This is a genomic window from Arsenophonus endosymbiont of Aleurodicus floccissimus, from assembly GCF_900343025.1.
GTDB lineage: Bacteria > Pseudomonadota > Gammaproteobacteria > Enterobacterales > Enterobacteriaceae > Arsenophonus.
Genome location: NZ_OUND01000002.1, coordinates 108,727 through 134,870, shown reverse-complemented (window position 1 = coordinate 134,870; position 26,144 = coordinate 108,727). Strand labels below are relative to the sequence as shown.

14 protein-coding genes and 9 pseudogenes are annotated in these 26,144 nt (G+C 36.7%); 9 read left to right on the top strand and 14 right to left on the bottom strand.

What is annotated here, in order from left to right; all coding sequences use genetic code 11:
• Positions 1–145: 145 nt before the first annotated feature.
• Both glpK and ARADI_RS08035 read right to left on the bottom strand, forming a co-directional pair.
• Positions 146–1,639: pseudogene (gene glpK, locus ARADI_RS19670) on the bottom strand (glycerol kinase GlpK).
• Between the two features lie 49 nt (positions 1,640–1,688).
• Positions 1,689–2,501, bottom strand: a complete 813-nt coding sequence (locus ARADI_RS08035) for an MIP/aquaporin family protein (protein ID WP_119711725.1) — start codon at positions 2,499–2,501, stop codon at positions 1,689–1,691.
• A 323-nt stretch (positions 2,502–2,824) separates the two neighbouring features.
• On the opposite strand from ARADI_RS08035, the gene zapB reads away from it, so the two are divergent.
• Positions 2,825–3,067: a cell division protein ZapB gene (gene zapB / locus ARADI_RS08030; protein WP_119711724.1), complete on the top strand. Its 243-nt coding sequence runs from the start codon at positions 2,825–2,827 to the stop codon at positions 3,065–3,067.
• Positions 3,068–3,189: 122 nt separating this feature from the next.
• Here the strand turns inward: zapB and rraA are convergent.
• The 7 genes and pseudogenes from rraA to priA all read right to left on the bottom strand — a co-directional run bounded on the left by rraA (position 3,190) and on the right by priA (position 11,071).
• A pseudogene (gene rraA / locus ARADI_RS08025) lies at positions 3,190–3,710 on the bottom strand (ribonuclease E activity regulator RraA).
• A 110-nt stretch (positions 3,711–3,820) separates the two neighbouring features.
• Positions 3,821–4,748 (bottom strand): annotated as a pseudogene (locus ARADI_RS08020) (1,4-dihydroxy-2-naphthoate polyprenyltransferase).
• A 90-nt stretch (positions 4,749–4,838) separates the two neighbouring features.
• Positions 4,839–6,170, bottom strand: a complete 1,332-nt coding sequence (gene hslU / locus ARADI_RS08015) for an ATP-dependent protease ATPase subunit HslU (protein WP_119711723.1) — start codon at positions 6,168–6,170, stop codon at positions 4,839–4,841.
• Positions 6,171–6,180: 10 nt separating this feature from the next.
• A complete protein-coding gene (hslV, locus tag ARADI_RS08010) occupies positions 6,181–6,711 on the bottom strand; it encodes an ATP-dependent protease subunit HslV (RefSeq protein ID WP_119711722.1) in 531 nt (176 codons plus the stop codon).
• A gap of 119 nt (positions 6,712–6,830) precedes the next feature.
• Positions 6,831–7,541 (bottom strand): SPOR domain-containing protein, encoded by a 711-nt coding sequence (locus tag ARADI_RS08005; RefSeq protein ID WP_369406986.1) that lies wholly within the window; start codon positions 7,539–7,541, stop codon positions 6,831–6,833.
• A 106-nt stretch (positions 7,542–7,647) separates the two neighbouring features.
• Positions 7,648–8,687: pseudogene (cytR, locus tag ARADI_RS08000) on the bottom strand (DNA-binding transcriptional regulator CytR).
• 194 nt (positions 8,688–8,881) lie between these two features.
• Complete coding sequence (gene priA, locus ARADI_RS07995) at positions 8,882–11,071, bottom strand: primosomal protein N' (protein WP_119711720.1); 2,190 nt, start codon at positions 11,069–11,071, stop codon at positions 8,882–8,884.
• Between the two features lie 225 nt (positions 11,072–11,296).
• Here priA and rpmE point away from each other — a divergent pair, with 225 nt between their 5' ends.
• Complete coding sequence (gene rpmE / locus ARADI_RS07990) at positions 11,297–11,512, top strand: 50S ribosomal protein L31 (protein WP_032116035.1); 216 nt, start codon at positions 11,297–11,299, stop codon at positions 11,510–11,512.
• A 174-nt stretch (positions 11,513–11,686) separates the two neighbouring features.
• On the opposite strand, the gene metJ is transcribed toward rpmE, so the two are convergent.
• Positions 11,687–12,004, bottom strand: coding sequence for a met regulon transcriptional regulator MetJ (metJ, locus tag ARADI_RS07985; RefSeq protein ID WP_119711719.1), 318 nt, complete (start codon positions 12,002–12,004; stop codon positions 11,687–11,689).
• A 522-nt stretch (positions 12,005–12,526) separates the two neighbouring features.
• On the opposite strand from metJ, the pseudogene ARADI_RS19665 reads away from it, so the two are divergent.
• The 4 genes and pseudogenes from ARADI_RS19665 (at position 12,527) to typA (ending at position 21,082) form a co-directional block, all read left to right on the top strand.
• Positions 12,527–14,875, top strand: a pseudogene (locus tag ARADI_RS19665) (bifunctional aspartate kinase/homoserine dehydrogenase II).
• Between the two features lie 391 nt (positions 14,876–15,266).
• Positions 15,267–17,919 (top strand): annotated as a pseudogene (gene ppc / locus ARADI_RS20905) (phosphoenolpyruvate carboxylase).
• A 210-nt stretch (positions 17,920–18,129) separates the two neighbouring features.
• On the top strand, positions 18,130–19,047 hold the full coding sequence (locus ARADI_RS07970; RefSeq protein WP_119711718.1) for a hypothetical protein: 918 nt from the start codon (positions 18,130–18,132) through the stop codon (positions 19,045–19,047).
• Positions 19,048–19,258: 211 nt separating this feature from the next.
• Positions 19,259–21,082, top strand: coding sequence for a translational GTPase TypA (typA, locus tag ARADI_RS07965; protein WP_119711717.1), 1,824 nt, complete (start codon positions 19,259–19,261; stop codon positions 21,080–21,082).
• 487 nt (positions 21,083–21,569) lie between these two features.
• Here typA and ARADI_RS07960 read toward each other — a convergent pair whose 3' ends face one another.
• Positions 21,570–22,421 (bottom strand): metallophosphoesterase, encoded by an 852-nt coding sequence (locus tag ARADI_RS07960; RefSeq protein WP_238149273.1) that lies wholly within the window; start codon positions 22,419–22,421, stop codon positions 21,570–21,572.
• A 673-nt stretch (positions 22,422–23,094) separates the two neighbouring features.
• On the opposite strand from ARADI_RS07960, the pseudogene ARADI_RS07955 reads away from it, so the two are divergent.
• From ARADI_RS07955 to fabY, 3 pseudogenes are all read left to right on the top strand, one after another.
• Positions 23,095–23,714, top strand: a pseudogene (locus tag ARADI_RS07955) (HAD-IA family hydrolase).
• An 83-nt stretch (positions 23,715–23,797) separates the two neighbouring features.
• Positions 23,798–24,150: pseudogene (dtd, locus tag ARADI_RS07950) on the top strand (D-aminoacyl-tRNA deacylase); the annotation flags it as partial.
• 108 nt (positions 24,151–24,258) lie between these two features.
• Positions 24,259–25,176, top strand: a pseudogene (gene fabY / locus ARADI_RS07945) (fatty acid biosynthesis protein FabY).
• Positions 25,177–25,352: 176 nt separating this feature from the next.
• Here fabY and ARADI_RS07940 read toward each other — a convergent pair.
• The 3 genes from ARADI_RS07940 to ARADI_RS07935 form a co-directional block, all read right to left on the bottom strand.
• Positions 25,353–25,622, bottom strand: coding sequence for a hypothetical protein (locus ARADI_RS07940; protein WP_119711716.1), 270 nt, complete (start codon positions 25,620–25,622; stop codon positions 25,353–25,355).
• 8 nt (positions 25,623–25,630) lie between these two features.
• Positions 25,631–25,765: a hypothetical protein gene (locus tag ARADI_RS19635; protein ID WP_255420651.1), complete on the bottom strand. Its 135-nt coding sequence runs from the start codon at positions 25,763–25,765 to the stop codon at positions 25,631–25,633.
• A 141-nt stretch (positions 25,766–25,906) separates the two neighbouring features.
• The gene (locus ARADI_RS07935) at positions 25,907–26,119 is read right to left on the bottom strand and encodes a hypothetical protein (protein ID WP_119711715.1); all 213 of its coding nucleotides are present in this window, start codon (positions 26,117–26,119) and stop codon (positions 25,907–25,909) included.
• Positions 26,120–26,144: the final 25 nt, after the last annotated feature.

Below are 26,144 nucleotides of genomic sequence, written 5' to 3'. Positions count from 1 at the left end.
ACAATTAAAATAATCTATTTTTGCTAACCTTAGTGAGGAGTTATATATTTTTATTAAGTATTTGTATCAAATTAATTATACTTTTTATATAAAAATAGCAGTAAATAATTACTGCTATTTTATTATTTATCGATCTTCATTGAGATTAAGCGTGTTCTTCCCAATCTCTGGCGCGGGAAACGGTTTTTTTCCATCCGTTATATTTATAGTTACGTTCAGTGGTTTCAATTCCAGGAGTGAATTTTTTTAATACGCATTTTTTCTTTAACTTCATACAAATCTTGCCAAAAACCAATAGCTAGTCCAGCAAGTAAAGCTGCACCTAATGCGGTACTTTCACGAATAATAGGATACTTTACGTAAGCACCCAGGATGTAAGATTTGAACTGCATCAAGAAATTATTGGCGACAGTACCGCCATCAACACGTAATGAACTCAGGCGCATTTTGCATCGCTTCAAGAACATCACGCGTTTGGTAGGCAATAGATTCTAATGTTGCGCGAATAATATGGTTACGATTGGCGCCGCGTGTTAATCCAAAAATCGCACCGCGGTCGTAAGGATCCCAATAAGGTGCGTCTAAAACAGTTAGAGCAGGTACGACATAAACATCGTTATTATTTTTGACTTTATTAGCGAAATATTCAGAGTCGTTAGCATCATCAATTAATTTCAGTTCATCACGTAGCCATTGTATAGAAGCACCTGTCATGAAGCACCTGCCATAAAAACGGCACCTTCTAGGGCATAATTCACTTCACCTTGTGGACCACAGGCAATAGTAGTTAGTAAGCCATGATCGGAAATTTTGGCTTTTTTGCCGGTATTCATTAATAGAAAACAGCCGGTTCCATAAGTGTTTTTGGCCATTCCTGGTTGGATACATAATTGACCCAAAAGGGCTGCTTGTTGATCGCCGGCCATTCCGGCTATTTATTGGTATGCGTGTTCCACCTTTACCACCAATGTTGGTTTGTCCATAAATTTCTGATGAAGGCATCTAGGATTTTTTGATCCCACTTGAGCTCATGAATGTTAAACAACATAGTACGAGATGCGTTAGTATAGTCAGTAACATGGACACGCCCTTGTGTCATTTTCCATACCAGCCAAGTATCGATAGTCCCAAAGAGTAACTCACCATTTTTTGCTCGTTCATACGTTCCGTCAACATTCTCCAGGATGCATTTAAGTTTGATGCCGGAGAAGTAGGGGTCAACTACAAGACCGGTATTTTCACGGATATATTTCTCCAATTCTGAGTCATTTCGCTTTAGATCGGTACAGAAATCAACAGTACGACGACATTGCCAAACAATCGCATTATAAATAGGTTACCGGTTTTTTTCTCCCACACTATGGTAGTTTCACGTTGATTGGTTATGCCAATTCTGGCAATTTGATCAGTGCGAATATCAGAAATGGCTAATGCTTCAGTTAAAGTAGCACTTTGCGTTGCCCAAATTTTTATTGGATCATGTGTTCTACTCAACCTGGTTTTGGATAAATTTGAGGAAATTCACGCTGAGAAACATTAATAATATTAGCATCATGATCAAAAAATAATGGTTCTTGAACTAGTGGTACCTTTCAAGTGCGATAATATATTTTTTTGTTGTTGGTGTTTCAGTTGTCATAATAATTGTCCAATTTACTTCATATTATTTTTTTGAATTATTTTTGCGTTTATTTTTTGTTTTGATTTGCCATAGTAGGTAAATGGTAGCCAATCAGTTTGCGATAAGCAAAAGCACCGATAATAGCGCCAACAAAAGGTGCCGTTAGAGGAATTATGCAATAAGGGAAGTCTCGTCCACCGGTTAAGGCAATATCACCCCAACCAGCCAGATCAGCTATTAGTTTGGGGCCGAAATCGCGAGCAGGATTTAATGCGAAACCGGTAAGTGGGCCAAATGAACCACCAATAACTGCAATCAGAATACCAATAAGTAGCGGCGCTAGTGGGCCACGAGGTATGCCATTGTTATCATCAGTTAAACTTAAGATCATACAAACCAAAATAATAGCAATAACAACTTCAATCACAAATGCCTGTAGGACGCTAATTTGTCCTGCTGGATAAGTAGAAAAAACACCGGCAGTAAATAAACTTGCTGGTGAACCACGTACTATATGATGTAATTTTTCATAATCTAGAAATAGTTCGAAATACAACCCATAAACGAGAGCGGCAGCGACGAAACCTCCCAGCATTTGTGCAATAATATAAGGCAGTACTTTTTTTCTATCAAAATGGGTAAATAACCAAAAAGTAACGGTAATCGCCGGATTTAAATGCGCTCCTGAAATACCTGCCGTAAGGTAAACGGCTAAAGCCACGCCAAATCCCGAAATCATACTGATTTCCCATAAACCTAATTGCGCACCTGCAATACGCGTAGCAGCAACACAGCCCAGGCCAAAGAAGACCAGTAAGGCAGTACCTAAAAATTCAGAGATACATTGACCTGTCAGCGTTGGTGAAGTAATTTTACTCATATGTTTATCCTACAAAAGTATGCATACTAAGCAATAAAATTGGTCTTTTATTTGTTGTTTCCTAAGGAAACTCTGAAGGAATTTATCGTTAAATGAACGTAAACGGAGATAATGATATCAAATATGTTGGATCACTTCAAAAAATGAGCGAAATCGCTCTGATAAAGTGATCGAACTAACATTCTAGTTGATATATTTTTTTGCAATTAGTTGGATAAATAGAAATAATTAAGGTTAAATCGACATTTATCGAGAGCTTTCAACTAGACAGGCGTAAGAAGGCTACTTACAATCGTAGCATTGCTAAAAAAGGGGACAAAAGAATGTCATTTGAAGTTTTTGAAAAGTTAGAAGCTAAAGTTCAACAAGCTATTGAAACAATTGAGCTTTTGCAGATGGAAGTTAATGAACTTAAAGAGAAAAATAATATTTTGTATCAAGAAGTAGCGAGTGCTAAAGAGAAACATGGAACGCTGGCTCATGAAAATGAGAATTTAAAACAAGAACAGCATGCTTGGCAAGAGCGTTTACGCGGTCTATTAGATCGAATGGAAGATGTTCAGTAATCGTCCGATATTTCATCGCATTAGAAAAAAATAGCAATAAGGGCAAAATTTGTTGCCCTTATTGATACTTAATCGATAGATATTGAATAATACAACAATGTTTGTTTTTAGCTGAAAGAGTATTAGTTTTCAATATCTTGATCGTTGTTTGGCTCATCGTCTAAAAGTAATGTATGCTCGGAAAGGATAATGCCGGTATTATCTGCGTATAAATAATCTTCTGTAAAGAATGTGACGCCACCAAAATTGACTCGGACATCACTTTCTCCGATACCCTCACTGCTACAACCTACCGGCATGGCAGCGATTGCTTGAATACCGATATCTAATTCTGCTAATTCATCAACCTGTGACGTACTGCACCGTAAATAACAATGCCTTCCCATTGGTTTTTCATGGCAAATTTGGCCAATTCAGCATCAATTAGCGCCTTACGTACAGAGCCGCCGCCATCAACTAATAGGATCCTACCCTCCCCCTGTTCTTCCAGTAAATCGTAGATTATGCCGTTGTCTTCAAAACATTTCACTGTTACGATTTGACCACTAAATGAAGTACGCCTGACAAAGTTAGAGAATAAAGGTTCTACCACATTCACCTCTTCTTGGTAGATATCATAAAGCTCGGAAGTATCATATTTCATAGGATTTCAGTCTATTTTAAGTACAAGGGAATTTAAGTATATCCTTATCTGGTTATTTTTTGCAAAAACATAGCTGATAAAAATACTGAGAAAAATCAAAATTACAATCATTAATTTAAAATAAGGCCAACAGAAAATAGAATATTAGTCAGCAATGCTGCTTTAACCATATTTTCCAATAAAGGTTTCATACCCAGCGCGGTAGTATCATGGATAACTCTCTTTATATGGTTTAGTAACATCGGTATAGCGAGCAAAAATAACCAACCCGTCCAGTGATGAAGATATAATAAGCTAAAAAGAATTAAACAAAAAATGGCAATTAAGATGAGTGCAGCATGATACTTTCGAGCGCCTTTGGTGCCTAATCTAACAGCTAAGGTATTTTTACCAGCTTTAATATCATTTTCTATATCACGCATATTGTTAACGTTTAGTACAGCTACTGACAGCAATCCACAGGCGGTTACTGGCAATAATATCATCAAATTAAAGTGGTTAGTTAGTATGCAGATAGTAAGTTCCGATGACACTCAACCAACCAAAAAAGATCAACACCGAGATGTCGACAAGCCACAGATATTTATAGGTTTTTTCCACCACGGTGTAGGTGATGGCAGCTATTATAACGATAACACCGAGTATCAGAAAGCCAATAATATCCTTTGGCATTCGACAAGCGACTATGATCAGAGTTAAGCCGCATAAACAACAAATAAAGATAGTGATTTTTAGAGCAACTTTCATTTCTACCAGGCTAATAATTCCTTTTTGTATACCTCGTAATGGCCCCAATCGTTGCTCGGTATCACTGCCCTTAATCGCATCACCATAATCATTCGCCAGATTGGATAGAATTTGTAGTGTAGCAGCAGTGAGTAAAGCTAATAATAAAATCGAGAGTATAAAAATGCCAGACCAATAAGCTAATGCAGAACCCGTTATAATTGGTGCAATACCCAACGGAAGTGTTTTGGGGCGTAAACTTTCTAGCCACGCCTGTATTTGTATAGGGTTTCTTGATGTGGTTAAATTCATGTAATTAATCCACAAGTTTGTTGTTATAAAAATAATGGGAGGCTTAGCCCCCCATCCAAGATTATAATCAGCAATGTTAACGACGCCAGATTATAAAATAAATCGACTCAGATCTTCATCAGCAACTAGCTCATCTAGATGCTTAGCTACATAATCAACGTCAATTGTAATGTCTTGACCATTAAGTTCACTAGCATCGAAAGAGATATCTTCCATCAATCGCTCAATAACGGTATGTAATCGACGAGCACCAATATTTTCTGTTTTTTCATTGACTTGCCATGCTGATTGAGCAATTTTACTAATACCTTCTGACGTAAATTCAATATTTAAACCTTCGGTTGCCATTAATGCTTTATATTGTATAGTTAAAGAGGCATTTGGTTCAATTAAAATACGGTTAAAGTCTTCTGCCGTCAAGGCTTGTAGTTCGACTCTGATGGGTAATCGGCCTTGTAGCTCCGGGATCAAATCCGATGGACTGGCAACCTGGAATGCACCAGAAGCGATAAATAGAATATGATCAGTTTTTACCATCCCATGTTTAGTAGAAACGGTGCAGCCCTCAACTAAAGGTAGCAAATCACGTTGTACACCTTCTCGAGAGACATCAGGGCCAGAAGTTTCGCCACGTTTACAAATTTTGTCGATTTCATCGATAAAAACAATGCCGTGTTGTTCAACTGCATCAATGGCTTGCTGTTTTAGTTCTTCTGGATTGACTAGTTTTGCTGCTTCTTCTTCGATCAATATTTTGAAAGCTTCTTTAATCTTCATCTTACGGGGTTTATGTTTTTGCCCGGCCAGATTTTGAAACATAGATTGCAATTGACTGGTCATTTCTTCCATACCAGGAGGAGCCATAATTTCAACGCCTACCGATGCAGTGGTAACCTCAATTTCAATTTCTTTATCGTCCAGCTTACCTTCTCTTAGTTTTTTACGGAAAGATTGACGTGCGGTAGAAGGCTCTACATTAGGATCAGATTGTCCCCAATTATTTTTAGCCGGAGGTAACAAAACATCAAGAATACGTTCTTCTGCCAGTTCTTCTGCACGGTAACGGTTTTTTTCTATAGATTGCAGGAGTACCATTTTTACAGCAGCGTCAGTCAAATCACGAATAATAGAATCGACCTCTTTACCCACATAACCGACTTCAGTAAACTTTGTTGCTTCTACCTTGATAAAGGGAGCATTAGCCAGTTTTGCTAAGCGACGGGCAATTTCAGTTTTACCCACACCAGTTGGACCAATCATCAAAATATTTTTCGGTGTTACTTCCTGACGTAGTGCTTCATCAAGTTGCATACGACGCCAACGATTACGTAGCGCAATAGCGACAGAACGTTTTGCTTTGTCTTGACCAATAATATGATTGTCCAATTCACTGACAATTTCACGAGGCGTCATTTCAGACATGTTTAAATCCTTAAGATTTTGAAGAGAGTTCTTCAAAGTTAAAATTATGGTTGGTATAAATACAGATATCGCTCGCTATATTTAACGCTTTTTCTGTAATATCACGTGCGCTCATTGTTGTATTTTCTAACAATGCACGTGCAGCGGCTTGTGCATAGGCACCACCAGAACCAATAGCGATCAAATCATTTTCTGGTTGAATAACATCGCCATTACCTGTAATAATCAATGAACTGTTTTCATTTGCAACAGCTAAAAGCGCTTCGAGTTTTCTCAGCATACGATCAGTACGCCAGTCTTTAGCCAATTCAACAGCGGCTTTTGTTAGGTGTCCTTGGTGAAGTTCTAGTTTTCGTTCAAAAAATTCAAACAGTGTAAATGCATCAGCAGTACTGCCTGCGAAGCCTGCAATAACTTTATCATTATAAAGGCGGCGCACTTTACGGACATTGCCTTTCATGACGGTATTACCCATCGTCGCCTGTCCATCACCACCAATTACAACTTGGCCATTACGGCGAACACTTACGATTGTAGTCATGAGTCAGCCCTTGGTTATTTTATTAGGGGAGTATGTAAACATACTTTTTAGGTTTTTTATGACGTAAAAAGTCAGTATTTACGCTATTAGGAATGTAAATGGGGGATAATAATCATTTTTCAACCCTTACTTGTACGAAGAATACAGCCGGATACGCCGACAGATTTAGCTCGGTCACGTATTTTTTCTGCTGTTTCTTGCTTGTAAGGCCCAAGAACTAAACGATGCCAACCTTCAGTCGAGCTAATCCTACTTTCTAAACCGGAAAAGGCCAGGTTAGCTTTAACTGATTCTGCTTGTTCCAGGTTCTTAAATGAGCCGCATTGTACCACTATTTTTTGTGGATTGTTGGTTGGTTGTTGAGGCTGTGGTGCGGGTTTTAATCGCAGAGATGATTCTATTGGTGTACCATTAATGATTATGTGTGAGCGGGGAACATTATCATTATTAGGCACCTCGGATAGATTTGTGGTGGGATTGCGCCTATCCGCATCACTCTGCTCAAGAAATTGACGTTGCTCATTGGTTAACTCGTTGGTGTTATTAATGTTTGATTTAGTGGAGTGGTTAAAGTTTTGTAGATCAGAACCCCGTTTTTCCAGCTCTTTTATGTAACGCCACCGTTCTTCTGGTTTAGGAGGTAGACTGTTGACTGGCTGATTGTTGTTGGGTGAGGTTGTTTTGTTAAGCACCGGAACGCGTTTATTTTGCGTAATGTAATATAAGCTGCCAATAAAGACAATTACGATGGCAATAGCGACAACAAGGATTGTTTTCGGCAATACTTGATTTGATTTTTTTTTACCTGCATGCTTATTTTTACGGGGCATGGTGCGCCCTCGTCTTACATAATCTTTTTGTACCACGTTTCAATTCGCTGATTAATAAAAAAGTTACATTAATTCGTTATATATTACTAAACCTAATCACTTTTGACTAGTTTTTAGGTGGACAAACACTATCACGAATAATTAGAATAATTAAATGGCACTCTAGCAATTTTGCATTTTTATCTATTGCATGACCTTCGATTTTCGTTAAAAGTAGTAACATTGCCTGGCGCCCAATTTTAAAGCGAGGTTGCTCGATTGTGGTGAGAGTGGGTTCACTATATTGTGCAAAGTTGAGATTGCCAAATCCAATAATAGATAAATCTCTTGGTAATGTTAGGCACATACGTTTGGCCTGCTATATAGCACAAATAGCCATAATATCATTATGGCAAAAAATTGCGCTAGGTGGCTTGGTTAATGCAAAAAGTTTTTTTATGCCCTCAGCTCCACCTTGGTAACTAAAATCACTATTAATAATATATTCCTGTTCACCTTATTACCTGCCCGCTGTATCGCTTGAGTGGTAACCTTGCAAACGATATTGGCAAGACAGAATGGTTTCTGGGCCTGTTATGCAAGGAATATATTTATGACCTAGTTTTTGTAAATAATTAATTGCATTAAAAGAGTAGGTTAGATTATCAATATTTATAGTAGTAAGATTGAATTCAGGTACAAATTCATTTGCAACAACTATTGGCGGTAAATTTTTTAGTTTTCTATTGGCGAGTGAAAACAGAATATCAGCATTGAGTAACACAATGCCATCAATTTGTTGGCTAATAAATATATCAATAAGAGTGTATTGTTGTTTTTTATAATGTTTACAATCACCAATCAGTACCATATATTCTTGTTCAGCAGCCACATTGTTCAATGTCACTAATAATATCAGGACAAATAGGGTGAGTAATATCGCGTATAGCAACAAAAATAGTTTTAGCCTTGCTTGATTTGGTGTTTTTCCTCAGACAATAGGTATCATAACCCGTTTTCAACGCAGCTTGTTCAACTTTCTGGCGTGTTTTGATAGAAACTTGATTGGGCCCTAGTGAGTGCTCGTGAAACGGTTGCAGTAGACACCCCTGCTGCGTTAGCAACATCCTTCATCGTTGCGTTGTGGTGATTTATCTTTTGTTCCATATCTCCACTTTGTATACTTTAATAACTAATTAAGTCTATTTAATCAATGCATTTATTTATTTTAATCACTTTACCAGCAAAATTTGTAAATAAATTTGTCTGAATTGTTCAATTAGATTTATTTATAGAATAGCTTTGCATAAAACTGACTTTATTTGCTTCAATAGGTGTAAGTGGATGACTAATAGCAGCGACTAATTTTCAGTTGGATCAACATCGATATTCCATTTTACTTTTCGACTTTCAGGGTATGCCATAATTTCAGGTAAAATATGCGAAAGGAATTGTTGTAAATAGGAGCGCGAAGGATGCTGGAGTAGTAATTGCCAACGGAAACGGCCTGCCCGCTTAGCTTGGATCGCCGGTGTAGGACCCATTAGCCAAAGCTGTGAGTCGCGCATGGTATGTTGTTCTATATATTGGTGAAACTTGTTTAAAAAATCAGTTGCCGATTGGTTATGATGATCTTCTGAACGGATTATTATATGACTGCTATGCGGTGGCAAAAAAACATCACGTCGTTCCGCTAGTGTTTCTGTCGCGAACGCGTTATATCCTTTTTCTAATAATGTCGCTAATAATGGATGTTTAGGGTGGTAGGTTTGTAGGATCACTTCACCATGTTTACCGGCTCTTCCAGCCCGTCCAGATACTTGGATATAAAGCTGAGCAAATCTTTCAGTTGCCCGATAATCACTGGAAAAAAGTGCGCCATCTACATTCAGTAGGGCGACCAGAGTAACGTCAGGAAAATGGTGTCCTTTCGCTAGCATTTGGGTGCCGATCAAAATTCGAGCACCACCTGTATAGACAGTTGCTAGCTGTTTTTCTAATGCGCCTTTCCGCCGAGTGGTATCTCTGTCAACGCGGGTAACCGGTATATTAGGAAAAAGCTGGTTAATAGCTTCTTCTAACTGTTCAGTTCCTAAACCGACAGGGAGCAGATGTGTTGAGCCGCAGTGTGAGCATTGTATTGGGATTGGTAGTTGACCATCACAGTGATGGCAACGTAGCTGACGTTGATGATGGTGTAGTGTGTAATAATAATCACAACGTGAACACTCGGCAATCCAACCACAATCATGGCAAATTAATGTTGGTGAGTAGCCGCGGCGATTTAAAAATAGCATCACTTGATTATTTGCCGCCAGATGATCTTCAATACGCTGTATTAATGGTCTTGACATACCATATTTTAATGGCTGGCCTTTTAAATCAAGTAAATGTTGACTCGCCGTTTTGGCGTTTCCAGCTCGTTGGGTTAGATCTAGACGGTGATATTTTCCTTGTTCAATATTATAAAGACTTTCTAACGAAGGTGTTGCAGTACCCATAATAATTGGAATGTTCTCTTTTTTGGCGCGAAAAACAGCCAGATCACGGGCATGATAACGCCATCCGTCTTGTTGTTTGTAAGAGTTATCATGTTCTTCATCAATAATGATCAAGCCAAGATTGGCAAAGACCGTGAATAATGCGGAGCGCGTACCAATTACAATAGCACTGTGTCCCTTTTGTGCACGCAACCAGACGGTCAGTCGTTCACTATCATTTAATGCGGAATGCAGCACATCAACAGGCGCATTAAATCGCCCACTAAATCGTAGGATAGTTTGGGGAGTAAGACTAATTTCGGGTACCAGGACTAATGCTTGTTTACCTTGCGCTAAAACATTTTCAATCACACTGAGATAGACTTCTGTTTTACCGGAACCCGTGATTCCCACTAATAACCAAGGCATAAATGTTGACAGAGAACTTATTGCCCCTACTGCTGTTGACTGTTCTAGGTTAAGTTTTGGTTTTTCGCCACAAAGATGAAAATCAGTACGCCAGTTTTCCATTTTTGGTTGGATGGGTAATAGTTGAATCAAGGCTCTCTTTTTTAATGTTTGTAGCGCATTTTCACTCAATTCGTATTCTGTTATTTGATGACGATAAAGGGGCTGTTGCTGTAGTAATGCGAGCGCCTGTTGTTGTTTTGGTGCTCTTTTAAGCTGGTTTAGGGCAAAAATTTTACCTCTCTGGGTGATTTGCCATTGCCATAGCGGAGAAAATGTTGCCGCTTTGCCTTGCCGCAGTAACACTGGTAGCGCATGAAATAGTACTTCACCAATCGGGTGATGGTAATACTGAGATGCCCAAAGTAGCAATGACCATAAACTGTCAGAAAATAACGATTCTTGATCTAATACTTGTTCAATGGTTTTTAATTGTTCACTACTGAGATCACTATTTTGATTATGCGATAATACAATACCTAAGGTAGTACGCTTGCCAAAAGGCACCAATACCCGGCAACCTTTAGCTGGTAACGGAAGATTGGATTGGTAATCAAAAACGCGCATCAGCGGAATAGGGAGCGCCACTTGAACAATAGCCATTATTAAGTGTTCCTAATTATTGTCATACAGCTTATTTATAAGACATATAAAGATAGAGTATCACATTATTTGAATAGATTTCATTGAGCTATAAACAGATTTTCTGTATGATCCGTCGCCTTTGTTAGTAATTTTGATTACTAACGACTATTCTTAATTGATATTGACGTATGGTGTCTAGCGTTAGGGTTAGATAGCGATGCGGCCTAAGTAGAGGTTTTCTATATGAAAAAAGATATTCACCCTAAATATGAAGAAGTTACTGCGACTTGTTCTTGCGGTAATGTAATGAAAATTAAATCAACTGTTAATCATGATCTGAATTTGGATGTTTGTGGTAAATGTCATCCATTCTATACAGGTAAACAGCGTGATGTGGCTGCTGGCGGCCGTGTTGATCGCTTTAAGCAGCGATTCAATATTCCAGGCATGAAAAAATAATAATTGATCAATGATACAAGCCAAAATCATGCTTATAATAGGAGTAACACTTCGCTTAATATCCGGGTGTTACTGTTATATGAAACCAAATTTGTTGAATTAAAAACCTTTAGACTAAGACTATTTTTACAAAAAACTTTAATTATTTGATCTTTAAAGAATTAAGATAAATAATTAATATTCCCATGTGTCTGGATAAATACCTTTTTGGCGCATAATAATTTTTGCTGCTTCTGGAATCTCATCATCACGTTTTTTACGTAAATCATCGTCATTTGGTAACGGTTGACCAGTGAAGGCGTGTAAAAACGCTTCACATAGCAATTCACTGTTTGTTGCATGGCGTAAATTATTAATTTGTCTACGAGTGCGCTCGTCTGTCAAAATTTTAAGTACTTTTAATGGGATAGATACTGTGATCTTTTTTACTTGCTCGCTTTTTTTACCATGTTCAGCATAAGGGCTAACATAATCACCATTCCATTCAGCCATGGGATACCTTAAGTTAAGTCAATCAATAGAAGAATTTAGTTGTTGTATAAATATAGCCTTAATTGGCAAAAATTTGTTTAATAAATTTCTAATATTTTATCGTTTATTGTCGAGTTTAATATTGATAATTATCCCATTACTTGATTTAAACGTAAAGTATTTTGGATTTCCAGATGTATTAACATCTTCATGTCCATTTGGTTATATTTGATTATCTTTTTAATTTTTTTAGTGAATCGATATTATGTTAGTTGAACTAATAATGTTAACCATATGTCATTGGTTAAGTGCTATATTAGCAGCGTATTATTTGATGTAAGTTAGCAACTACCAATAAAAATTTATTAAGTTTTTCAGTAGCTATTGAAGATTTAGGTAATGCGTTTCAGCTAGTAGCGAAGAGGTAACTTTCTTATCATGAATGCAGTGACAGCGGGAGCAGTAAAATATCACCATCGTCAATTACATAAATTTGGTGGTAGTAGTTGGGCTGATGTAAAATGTTATTAGCGAGTCGCTAATATCATGGCAAATTATAGCCATGCAGGTGATTTAATGGTGGTATCTGCGTCAGGAACAACAACCAATCAGTTAATTGATTGGCTGAAATTAAGTCAAACAGATAGTGTTTTAGCTAATCAGGTACAGCAGGTAATTCGCCGTTATCAACAAGATCTTATCATTGGGTTATTACCTGACAAAAAAGCACAGATAGTAAAGTTAGCTTTTTTAGCTTAGCTTGATCGTTTAAGCACGTTAGTAGATAAACCAATCCATGATAATATTTATGCAGAAATTGTTGGTCATGGGGAAATTTGGTCTGCGCGTTTGATGTACGCGGTATTAGAAGAATTCGGTTTGGCTAGTCATTGGTTAGATGCACGGCTTTTCTTGCGGGCAGAGTTTGCTGCTCAACCCCAAGTAGATGAAACCCTATCACGCCCATTATTACAACAGCTTTTGCAACAACATGCCAATAAACGGTTGGTAGTGACGGGTTTTATTGCCCAAAGTAAACAAGGTAAAACGGTATTACTAGGGCGTAATGGTAGTGATTATTCAGCAACCCAAGTGGGGGCGTTAGCGGAGGTTAATAAAGTAACTATCTGGAGTGATGTTGCGGGTGTATACAGTGCTGATCCACGCAAAGTCAAAGATGCTTGTTTGCTGCCACTATTACGCCTTGATGAAGCTAGTGAATTAGGGCGTTTAGCGGCACCAGTGCTTCATATTCGCACCTTACAGCCAATTTCTGTCACTAATATTGAGTTACAACTTAGATGTAGTTATCAGCCTGAACAGGGTTCGACAAAAATAGAACGTGTTTTGGCATCAGGTACGGGTGTCAAAATTGTTACCAGCTATGATGATGTTTGTCTGGTCGAATTAATCGTGGCAACTCAGCAAAATTTTAGCCAAATCTATAAAAATATCGATTTATTGCTAAAGTAAAATCAATTGCGGCCATTAGAGACTGGTTTACATCCAGATCGAAAATTCATCCAGTTATGTTATACCTCTGAAGTTGCTGCTAGTGCTCTGGCGCTATTAAAGCAGATTGTGGTAGTAGAAAAATTATCGTTACGTGATCATTTTTCTTTAATGGCAATTGTCGGCGCGGGCGTTGGTAAAAATCCCCTACATAGTCATCGTTTCTATCAACAATTAAAAGATCAACCAGTTGAATTTATTTGGCATTATGAAGAAGAAATAAGCCTAGTTGCTGTTTTACGCACAACTCAAACATCACATTTGGTTCAGAGATTACACCAGAGCTTATTTAGGGCAGAAAAACGTATTGCCTTGGTTCTGTTTGGTAAAGGTAATATTGGTTCTCGCTGGCTGGAATTATTTGCTACCGAGCAAAAAACGATTTCCGCTCGTAGTGATTTTGAATTTATTCTCGCAGGTGTAGTCGATAGTTGCCGTAGCTTGTTAAATTATGAGGGCATCGATCCAAGTAGAGTATTAGCTTTTTTTGATCATGAAGCCACAATTCATCAGGATAAAGCGCTTTTTCTTTGGATGCGAGATCATCCATTTAATGATCTAGTTATACTGGATATAACAGTTAGTGACTTATTAGCCAAAAGCTATCTTGATTTTACGAGTTACGGTTTTCATCTAATCAGTGCTAATAAGATACCCGGCGTTCTGGCGAGCGATGACTACCGTCAGGATCCGTGATGCCTTTGCAAAAACACGCCGATACTGGCTGTATAACGCGACAGTCGGGGCGGGATTACCAATAAATTATACTGTCCGTGATTTAAAAGAGAGTGGTGATAATATCCTTTCTATTAGTGATGTTTTTTCTGGTACCTTATCTTGGTTATTTTTATAATTCGATGGCACGGTACCGTTTAATCAATTGGTTGAGCAAGCTTGGCAGCAAGGCTTAACCGAGTCAGATCCACGAATTAATCTTTCTGGGCAAGATGTGATGCATAAATTGATCATTTTGGCACGTGAAGCAGGGTATGAAATTGAAACTGAACAGGGTACGGGTTGAGTCATTAGTTCCTGCCGAAGCTGCAGCCGGTGATCTGGATGCGTTTTTTGAAAATAGTATGGTCATTAATGAACAAATGGCACAACGTTTCCAAGCTGCTCAGGAAATGGGCATGGTGTTACGTTATGTTGCTCGCTTTGATTGCCACTAAGAAACGCGCCCAAGTCGGTGTTGAAGCTGTTCTACCTGATTATCCATTGGCCGCGTTATTACCCGGTGATAATGTTTTTGCCTTAAAAAGTCCTTGGTATCGTGATAATCCGTTAATAATTAGGGGGCATGGTGCTGGACGTGATGTGACGGCGGGCGCTATTCAGTCTGATCTTAATCGCTTATCACAATTGCTTTTATCGCCATAATAACAGCATAATCGCCGCGCTTCTAGATGCATTGATAGTCAACAAAAGCAGAGGAATTATTCCTCTGTTTGTTGGTAAAGTCTTTTTGATGGCTAACAATATTGGCTAGCTAGTCCTTGATTCAATAATTTCCTGAAATTGCACCCTACCTTGCACTGAAATAATCTTTATAGTGGGAATAAGTCAATTATAAAATTTTATAAAGATGCCATACTTATTGATCTAGATTTAATGATAAAGCAGATATCCGTTATATCATCAGAGAATGTTATTATTTAGCGATTCTGTTTTTAGCGTGAGAATAAGAAAAGGTAATTATCGACTGATAAAACTGTCTCAACTTAAATAATTCATAAGTAAGCTTTTAGCCAGTGAAAGTTAGGGAGTTTTAATGGATCAACAATATTCCGCGATGCGCAGTAATGTCAGCATGTTAGGTAAATTATTAGGTGATACAATTAAAAATGCTTTGGGTGAGGATATCTTAAATAAAGTAGAATCTATTCGTAAATTATTAAAATATTCTCGGGCAGGAAATAAAGCACAACGTCAAGCTTTATTGAAAACCTTACAAAATTTCTCTAATGATGAACTTCTTCCTGTCGCTAGGGCATTTAATTAATTTCTTAATCTAGCCAATGTCTCAGAGCAATACTATAGCATTTCTCCTCACAGTGAGGCATCTAGTAATTCTCAGGTATTAGCTAAGCTTTTTGCTCGCTTAAAGGAAAAAAATTTACTAATAAAGTGATAACAAAAGCGATTGATGAATTATCAATTGAATTAGTATTAACTGCTCATCCAACAGAAATTGCGCGCTGCACTTTAATTCATAAATTGATTGAAGTGAATACCTGTCTGGTACAGTTAGATCATGATGATTTAGCGGATTATGAACGTAATAATATTATGCGACGTTTACGCCAATTAATTGCCCAGTGCTGGTATACCGATGACATCCGTAAAAATCGCCCTACGCCGATTGATGAAGCTAAATGGGGATTTACGGTGGTTGAAAATTCATTATGGGAAGAGGTTCCTGCTTTTTTACGTGAACTGAATGAACAGCTTGAAGCCAGTTTGACGATTAATTTGCCTGTTGAGACTATAATTTGATCCGCTTCACTTCCTGGATGGGTGGAGATCATGACGGTAATCCTCTTGTTACTGCCGAAGTCACTCTAGAAGCCCTTTTACTAAGTCGCTGGAAAGCGGCTGAGCTTTTTTAGCTGATATTCAAATCTTGGTCTCTGAGTTATCGATGTCAGAAACAACGGCTGAACTTCGATAATTAGCCGGTGGTGATGATATTAATGAGCCTTATCGCCAGATTGCTAAAGATTTACGTAGCCGTTTACGCAATACACTCGATTATCTGGACAGTTGTATTAAAAGTGAAAAGGTATTGCCACCTGAAGACTATCTTTATGATAATCAACAACTTTGGCAACCACTTTATACTTGTTATCAATCATTTATTGCCTGTGGTATGCCGATTATCGCCAATGGACAATTACTCGATACCTTACGCCGTATTCGTTGTTTTGGTTTGCAATTAGTACAGATTGATATCTGTCAGGAAAGTAGCCGCCACACTAATGCATTAGCAGAGCTACTTTATTACCTTGAGTTAGGTGATTATAAAAATTAGTCGGAGGAAGAAAAACAGACTTTTTTATTGGCTGAACTAAGTTCTAAACGGCTACTTTGGCCAAAAAATTGGCAACCTAGTGCAGAAACGCAAGAAGTATTGGCTACTTGCCAGGTTATTGCCGATTCACCGACGGACGCCATTGCTGCTTATGTTATTTCCATGGCAAAAGTATCATCTGATGTATTAGCGGTAAAATTGCTGCTTAAAGAAAGCGGATGTTCACTAAAATTACCGGTGGGGTGCCACTGTTTGAAACCTTAGATGATTTAAATAATGCTGAAAGCGTGATGCAAAAATTGCCCACCATCCCCGAGTATCGTGAGATTATTGATAATAAACAGATGGTCATGATCGGTTACTCCGATTCAGCCAAAGACGCTGGAGTGATGGCGGCCTCCTGGGCTCAGTATTGCGCCCAGGAGGCGCTAATTAAACTTTGTGACAAAGAAAAAGTTAAGTTAACCCTATTTCATGGTCGTGGCTGAGCGCCAGCGCATTCGGCACTGCTTTGACAACCGCCTGGTAGTTTAAAAGGCGGATTAAGAGCTACTGAACAAGGGGAAATGTTCCGCTTTAAATATGGCTTACCGCAAGTAACGATGAGCAGTTTATTTATACTAGCGCAATATTGGAAGCTAATTTATTACCACCACCGGAACCAAAGCCAGAATGGCGTGGGCTAATGGAAATATTATCTGATATCTCATGTAATATGTATCGTAATTATGTTTGCCAACAACCTGATTTTGTTACCTATTTTCTCGCTACCACCCCAGAGTTTGAGTTAGCTAAATTACCATTGGGTTCCACAGGCCGACAAAACGTCGTCAGGATGGTGGTGTAGAAACTCTGCGAGCTATTCCCTGGATTTTTGCCTGGTCACCAAAATCGCTTAATGTTACCCGCCTGGTTAGGTGCAGGGGCGGCATTGCAGCATGTTATTGAGAATGGCATGAAATCAGTTCTTGATGATATGTGGCATGACTGGCCTTTCTGCAAGACTCGTATTGCGATGTTGGAGATGGTATTTGCTAAAGCTGATTTGTGGTTAGCTGAATATTATGATCAGCGATTGGTTGAAAAACGGCTGTGGCCATTAGGCGAAGAACTACGCAAATAGCTGGCGCAAAATATTAACAGTATACTTGCTATCTCAAAGGATAAAACATTAATGGCTGATTTACCGTGGATTGCTGAATCCATTGCCTTAAGAAATGTTCAGACCAATCCTTTAAATGTCTTACAGGCGGAGTTATTGCATCGTTCTAGGCAACCGCAACAACCGGATCCCTATATTAAACAAGCGTTAATGGTGACCATTGCCGCTGGTATGCGTGTAATACCGACTAAATTTTGTCAAAAACAGCCAAATAGCTGCGTTAGCAGCTAATTTTTGCTATGGAAAGTTGGTTTAGGTTATTTAGCATGAAATAATCATTATGATCATGGCAATAATTATACATATCAGCAAAAGGAATTTGCTATGCCGAATATTGGAAATTATCATTAAAGGGTTATTGGTAGTGATATTTTTATAGGAAAAACAGATAGTTTCAACGATAGATTTGCTGTAAGAAAAGGCTACGATATTATAAAGAAAATGAATGATATTCGTAATACCCTATTACTACCTTTTATAACACTGACCAGATCTGAAATTTATAATAAAAATTTTGATCATCTTTGCCATTTTATTAAAGCCAGAATAGATGTTAAAAGTAAAATTTCTATCATTATTGCTGAAATAGAAAAAAGTATTGATTTAAATAAACAGCGTGATTTTAAATTAGAGTCACCAGCGAGAATGATTGAAAATTTATTTTCTGAAATAGAAGGTAAGAGCAATCATTTGATTGAGTTGAAAAATAAGGGTTTCCTGTTGCTTAACAATAATAAAATAAATTTTTCTAAAGCAATGTATACATTTTCCTATTTTTATCATCAGTTAGATGAAGATAAACAAGCTATTTTGAAAAAAGAAATTGCTGACAAAATTTTTTTAGGTAGGCACTTTAATGAAAGTCAATTTAATTTATTAGTTCAAGTGTTGAAAAATATGGTGACACCTGAATCGATATTATATTTATATAGTTTGTTTAAAGCGGTTGATAATTTTATTCAATTAAAAAAATTTCATCATCATTCTGCTCTTCATTATTTTATTAAACAACAAAAAAATGACATTATTAATTACTGTATTAAACCATTAACTGAATTTTATTTTCAAATTGATAATAAGAAGAAAATTATTGAAGATCTAATTGATATAGTGATAAATAGAAAAAATAAATCTTTAACCAACCAACAGCAGCAAGATCTTTATTATACAATAGAAAGTTATTTTAATATTTATCAAGCCAATTTTAGTAGCTTAAATCATAATGATTCTATTAATATATTTAAAAATGATTGGTGTCAAAAAAGCTACACTCAACATCTCCTCAAGGAGGATAATTTATTGTCGTTAACAGCTCTATTAAGGGTAATATATAATGTAAGAAACACATTTGCAAACTAACAGAGGAATAATTTTTTTTAATTGTTTAAAATGCGTTTCAAACAATGATCTGCCTGGTTAGGTGGATTATTTAACTTGATATAGTTCACATTTATTTCACTCCGCCAATATTATGTGTAAAATAACAGCATATGTGTAGATGCCCACCGGCAAGCTACTGCTTGGCCAAAGTCATTTAATCCTTTCCAGTTAGATAATATGGTAACAATTTGTGTCTATTGAAAATTTAAGAAATATCGCCATCATCGCCCACGTCGATCATGGAAAAACGACACTAGTCGATAAATTATTACAACAATCTGGCACCTTTGGTGAACGTAATAACCTCGATGAACGTGTGATGGATTCCAATGACTTGGAAAAAGAGCGTGGCATCACGATTTTGGCAAAAAATACCGCCATCCAATGGCATGATTATCGAATTAATATTGTTGATACACCAGGGCATGCTGATTTTGGTGGTGAAGTCGAACGGGTTATGTCAATGGTTGATAGTGTGCTGCTATTGGTTGATGCAATGGACGGTCCGATGCCGCAAACCCGCTTCGTTACCCAAAAAGCCTTTGCCCATGGTTTAAAGCCAATTGTGGTAGCCAATAAAATCGATCGTCCAGGCGCAAGACCTGATTGGGTTGTTGATCAGGTTTTCGATCTGTTTGTCAACTTAGGAGCGACTGATGAACAACTGGATTTTCCTATCATTTACGCCTCAGCCTTCAATGGTATTGCTGGAACCGATTACAATGATATGGCGGCAGATATGACGCCACTCTACGAAGCAATTGTAAAATATGTTGCTCCGCCGCAGGTTGATCTGGCGGGTGCTTTCCAAATGCAAATATCTCAGCTTGATTACAACAATTACTTGGGTGTTATTGGCATTGGTCGCATTAAGCGTGGCGCAATCAAACCAAATCAAACCATCACTATTATCGACAGTGATGGCAAAACACGTAGTAGTAAAGTAGGTAAGGTATTAACGCATTTAGGATTAGAGCGTATCGATTCTGAAATTGCCCAAGCCGGTGATATTATTGCCTTAACGGGTGCGGGAGAATTAAATATTTCAGATACCTTATGTGATCCAAATAATATTGAGGCATTGCCAGCACTGGCTGTTGATGAGCCAACGGTAAGTATGTATTTTTGTGTTAATACCTCACCATTTTGTGGTCGTGAAGGAAAATATGTTACTTCCCGTCAAATTTTAGATCGCCTAAAAAAAGAGTTAGTGCATAACATTGCATTACGTGTGGAAGAGACTGAAGATCATGACGCTTTCCGTGTTTCCGGTCGTGGTGAGCTGCACCTTTCGGTATTGATTGAAAACATGCGTCGTGAAGGTTTTGAATTAGCTGTTTCTCGACCAAAGGTTATTTTCCGTGAATTTGAAGGTCGTAAACAGGAACCTTTTGAACGGGTTACACTCGATATTGAAGAGCGGCACCAAGGCGACGTTATGATGGCATTAGGTGAACATAAAGGTGAATTGCGCGATATGTTGCCTGATAGTAAAGAACGGGTACGGCTTGATTATATTATTCCAAGTCGTGGACTAATTGGTTTTCGAACTGAGTTTATGACCATGACATCAGGGACAGGTTTGCTGTATGCAACCTTTAGTCACTATGATGATGTCCGTCCTGGTGAAATTGGTCGCCGCCAAAATGGGGTCATGATCTCAAATGGTCAAGGTAAAGCTGTAGCTTATGCACTTTATAGTTTGCAAGATCGCGGTAAATTATTCCTTGGTCATGGTGCTGAAGTATATGAAGGACAAATTATTGGCATCCATTCTCGCTCTAATGATTTAACTGTCAACTGTTTAACGGGTAAAAAATTGACTAACGTGCGTGCCTCAGGGACAGATGAAGCGACAACTTTATCCCCGCCGATTAAAAAAACATTAGAACAGGCGTTAGAATTTATCGATGATGATGAATTAGTGGAAGTTACGCCACAATCAATTCGTTTAAGAAAACGTTATTTGACTGAAAACGATCGCCGTCGTGCCTATCGAAATAAAGAAGTTTAATTGTTTGATTTAATATAAATAAAAGGCGTATTAAACGCCTTTATTTTTTTATCTATTGATTACTAAAATCCAATTATTATTTAGCATAACGACAAAATTTACTGTCAGCTGCCTGTTGAAAATACTTTAAATGTTCAATCAGTGCAGTGTGGCAGTATTATTTATATTTGGTATTGATACTGATTAAAATCGTAAATCACTAATAAAATATCGTCATTGCTTAGTAACCGTCAGTAAAGCTACTTATGTAAAACATAAGTGATTTGTTATTTCATTGATAACAGTACTGCTATTGTTCTATACATATTAGTAAAAATTATACATCTGTTATCAGATTATTTGTCTAACCAGCTGTGATCAATTATTCAATAGCAAATGTTAAACTAAAGTTACGGTTAATTTAATTATAATGTTTTTATATAGTTAGCAGTGCCAGATGAGCCATTATAAACTTTGACCGTTAAATTGCGCCCGTTTACATCAACGACTAGAAAATCACCTTTAAATAGTGTCCGCTATTATAAACCTTAAAATTGCCAAAGAGCTCATGATTGCCATAAGGGTTCTCTTGTGCAACTTGATGAGTATGACCAACAAAAACAGCTTTAACATTATAATCACTCATAAAACGTCTAAATCTATTTTTTTCTTCAGTGCTACTCTGATGGATAAAATGATCCGTGCCATCATGAATATTTAATACAATAGTTTTGCCTCTTTGCTTGGCGCTTTTTAGATCAGATTCTAACCAATCCATCGATTGGGTTACTTTGATTATCTGGGCCGCCCAGTGATCTAGCACTACGTGATAAGTTGGATAATTTTGTAATTGTACATAATGAATATCACCATAATCCCATGAATATGCTTTACTTCCCGAATACTCACCACTGCCGTATGAAAAATTAATTGAAGTAGGATAATGACGGTATTCTTCTATTCGATAATGCATGTCGAATACCATTCCTTTTGCACAGGCATTCATACTGTAATCAGAATTGCTGGATTCACTACAATTACCGACATTGTTTTGGTAATCATGATTACCTAATCCAACGTAAACATAGAAATTTAATGCGTTTGGTGAAAAAAATTTACGATAACTTTCTCTTTGACTTCTACGCCCATATTCAGTGAGCTCACCATTAATCATTCCAAATGGGACATGAAGAGAATTATTCAGTGAAACAATACTATTGCGAACTGGATTTAATTTACTATGCCATCTACTTCTATCATCATTAGGATCATTATCAGCTAATGCTAAACACCAAGCTTGCGGATATGATATAACAAAAATACTGTATGTAGAATTAACTGCAGCAATTTTATTTTCCATAATTTAAAACCTTAAATAAAATTATAAATAATTAGTGTTGTGTAATTGATTGACGAATATATATAAAATAAAAATAAAAATTTAATAAAAATAATTACTTTAAAATTAAATTTATTTATATGAAAAGTTTATTAATGATTATTATATTTGAAAATAAAAAATATCTTTGGTAAGTTTTATTTTTATTTTTATTTTAAAATGGTTTTTTATTTATATTATTTCATATTAAAAACAATAACATTATTATTTTATTATCATAATAGTTAATTAACTTAGAATAATAATTTTAAATTAAGGTTGGTTAAACATTTGAGAAGTTTTTTTCTATCACGAAAAAAGGTTAAAATTTAACCAAAAAACGAATTAAATGTCTTTTATAATGAACTAAATAATAGATAGTTTTTTCTATATAAAATATTTTTTTGATAAATGAGATTGGCCGATTGGATATAAATAACTCGATATAATATGAAAATGTTATCCATTTTGTTCAAACTAAAAAAGATTAAAATTGTAACACTGGTCACAGCTAGTCGTTAAATATGTTATTACCTGTTGGCTCAATTTTATTTATTATAAAAAAACTTCTATTTTGATAAATAATTATTTTCTTTTGTTTGTTCCTTTTAATAATGATATAGTAAAATTATATCAGTCACTATGGAGATAATTTATGCTGTATATTTTCGATATGGGTAATGTAATTATTAATATCGACTTTAATCGAGCACTACAGGTTTGGAGCGAATTAAGTAAGATCCCTACCGCCACAGTCAGGCGCAAAATTTTGAACTAGATGAACCAGCGAAACTACATGAATATGATAAAATTTCTGATTCTGATTCTGATGAATTTATTAGTGAAAAATTAAGTTTATCATTAAGTTTTGAAGAGTTTGCACTGGGATGGAACGCTATCTTCGTTTCATTGCGTTATGATGTAATCGAAATTATGACTCGTTTACGTGAGCAAAGCCATCGTGTGGTTATTTTATCCAATACAAATCGTTTACATCAAAATTATTGGCCTAGTCATTATACTGAAATCGCAGCTTTTTCAGATTTTCTCTACTTATCCCAAGATCTCGTCATGCGTAAACCCGACCTAGTAATCTATAAATATGTTTTACAATCAGAGGGATTTGCTGCTGAAAACGCTATTTTTTTTGATGATATCGAGGAAAATGTTGCTGCTGCCGCACAGTTTGGTATTAAAAGCTGGCATGTTAGCGATAAAAATACTGTCGCAAAATATTTTGCTAACTATGATTTCAGCATCCCTGCTAAACAGTAGTTATTAATATGACTGAAATAATAGTTAGATTAATGTTATCTTTGTTTTAATACAGGATTTGTATAATTACCTTAATTCAACGTGTGACACAGGCTAATGCGATAGTTGAAGAAAAATGTGTTGGCCAAATTGTAGAAGGTTTATTAGTGTTTTTGGCTATTGAAAAGAGGATAATGAGCAAAAAGCTCAATGGTTGTGTGAAAAAATAATTGGTTATCGTATTTTTAACGATGAGCAGGATAAAATGAATTTGAGTATTCAGCAAGTGGGTGGCAGTTTGCTGGTTGTTTCTCAATTTACTTTAGCAGCTGATACTAAAAAAGGAATGAGGCCTAGCTTTTCAAATAGCGCAACTGTCGATAAAGCCAATGCGCTATATCATTATTTTATTGAGCAGTGCCGATTGAGAGGAATAAAAGCAGAAACAGGACAGCTTACTGCTGATATGCAAGTTAGTTTAACGAATAATGGTCCAGTAACATTTTACTTGCAGGTTTGGTTTAGTTATAAACTCTGCCATTATTTACTAAAAGGAGAGAATTTTATGTATCATCTACGAGTGCCAAAAACAGAAGCTGATTTGAAAAATTATTATCAGTTTCGTTGGGGAGATGTTGCGTAAACCTTTCCATCAACCACCCGGCTCTGAAAAAGATGGCTATGATTCCACAGCGCATCATCAGATGATAGTGAATGAAGCCGGTCAAATACTTGTCATTGGTCGCTTGTATATAAATGCAGATGATGAAGGTGCTATCCGTTTTTTATCTGTTCATCCTAGTATGCGAGGCAAAGGATTAGGAAAACTGATTGCCATAGCATTGGAATCAGTTGCACGTCAGAAAGGTGTAAAAGAATTATTTCTAGTGTCCGTGAAGGGGCTGTTCCTTTTTTTTCGTTGTTTAGGATTTAAAAATTGCGATCCTATTGCAAGCCAGCTTCTTACACTGGTGAAGCATTTTTTGATGATTAAAAAGGTGCAAACTCCGGATAAAATTTTACGGAGACCTGATTGGTGTAATCAATTATAAAAAATTTGGCATGAAAAAATTCCGTTAAGTGAAAAGATGGGAATAAAGATAGTGCAGTATACCGGCCAGAGTTTTATCAACAGTATGTCTGAAGGTAGAAATCAAAATCCTCACCATAGCATTTTTGCTGGTAGTCAGTTTTCACTAGCCACTTTAACCGGTTGGGGGTTAATATGGTTATTACTACAGGAAAGACACCTGGGTGGTTATATTATTTTGGTTGATGGTCATATTCGTTATCATAAACCGATTGTTGGCCGTCCAAATGCAGTCGCCGATCTTTGTAATATACGCGGTGCTTTAGATCGACTGGCTAGGGATGTCAAGCGGTAATTGAGTTAGATGTCGATATTGGTAGTGATAAAAGCGCTCACGCCTCACTATTTACCTGTACTTACATGGTATTAGCTGATGACAAAAAACAGAAATGATCTGACCCTGGCCATATTGCTAAAATTGACAGCTAATCGATGCAACTAAAGTTTTTCGTCGTTAGCGGTAGTCATTGGTATTTGACTATCATTTTGTGCCGTTATTTCACCTTTGCTCATAGAGTAAGCCTTTTTTCCCCGCCAAGTGTTTGATAAGATAGTTCCCCTGTCAATGTTTACGTGATTGGATTGGCCAATAAGTTGCCTTTCAGAGTGAAATTGAAATCCGCTAATGTCTGTATGGGTAAATTTTTCCATCCCCATTGATTTAATATTGCTAAATCAACATTTATTCCATTGGCTGATAATGAAAAAGCATTATCATTGGCCTGCTGTTGAATATTGGTATTGAATTTTACTAAGCCATTTTCGATATTGGTATTGAGCTCAACCGTAAAAGAGTAATCGCTATGGGGTGAAATTTGTATATAGGGTTGTCGTAACATAACTTTATTTAAGGTACCACTGCTCGCTGTAAAGGCGCCTTTTCCTTGCCATAATCCCCATTTTTTTGTTTGATCAAATCCATATTGGTTAAGTAACCATTAATATTAGTCAATTCAAAGGCAAAATTGGCGTTGATATCCATCAGTAAGGAATTAGTTAATTTAAAATTAGTAATATGTAATGAACTCAGCCAGTTATCGACTGGTGTTTTAAAAAAATTAAACCAATCATCTGCTAATTGATAACGTATACCTGCTAATTGAGCATTAATAATATTGATAGATTACTGTTTGGTATGCCAATTTGCCTCAATGTTAAAAAGGCCTTTGTCACAATAACCAGCAAGACGGTTAAAATGCAAAATATCATTGGTAAATGTCATATCAGCCATTAATTGACTAATTTGTTGATTTTTATATACTAATTCATCAACATTTAGACTCAGTTTAGTGCTGGTACTGTTCCAATTGCCAGCGGAAAGGACTATATCAGCCACTTTACCTGATAAACCGGCAAATCGC

Excerpts from the sequence above, each read along its gene's own strand:
- ARADI_RS08035 (WP_119711725.1), bottom strand. The coding sequence starts at position 2,501 with ATGAGTAAAATTACTTCACCAACGCTGACAGGTCAATGTATCTCTGAA.
- zapB (WP_119711724.1), top strand. The coding sequence starts at position 2,825 with ATGTCATTTGAAGTTTTTGAAAAGTTAGAAGCTAAAGTTCAACAAGCT.
- hslU (WP_119711723.1), bottom strand. The coding sequence starts at position 6,170 with ATGTCTGAAATGACGCCTCGTGAAATTGTCAGTGAATTGGACAATCAT.
- hslV (WP_119711722.1), bottom strand. The coding sequence starts at position 6,711 with ATGACTACAATCGTAAGTGTTCGCCGTAATGGCCAAGTTGTAATTGGT.
- ARADI_RS08005 (WP_369406986.1), bottom strand. The coding sequence starts at position 7,541 with ATGCCCCGTAAAAATAAGCATGCAGGTAAAAAAAAATCAAATCAAGTA.
- priA (WP_119711720.1), bottom strand. The coding sequence starts at position 11,071 with ATGGCTATTGTTCAAGTGGCGCTCCCTATTCCGCTGATGCGCGTTTTT.
- rpmE (WP_032116035.1), top strand. The coding sequence starts at position 11,297 with ATGAAAAAAGATATTCACCCTAAATATGAAGAAGTTACTGCGACTTGT.
- metJ (WP_119711719.1), bottom strand. The coding sequence starts at position 12,004 with ATGGCTGAATGGAATGGTGATTATGTTAGCCCTTATGCTGAACATGGT.
- ARADI_RS07970 (WP_119711718.1), top strand. The coding sequence starts at position 18,130 with ATGAATGATATTCGTAATACCCTATTACTACCTTTTATAACACTGACC.
- ARADI_RS07960 (WP_238149273.1), bottom strand. The coding sequence starts at position 22,421 with ATGGAAAATAAAATTGCTGCAGTTAATTCTACATACAGTATTTTTGTT.
- ARADI_RS07940 (WP_119711716.1), bottom strand. The coding sequence starts at position 25,622 with ATGTTACGACAACCCTATATACAAATTTCACCCCATAGCGATTACTCT.
- ARADI_RS19635 (WP_255420651.1), bottom strand. The coding sequence starts at position 25,765 with ATGGATATCAACGCCAATTTTGCCTTTGAATTGACTAATATTAATGGT.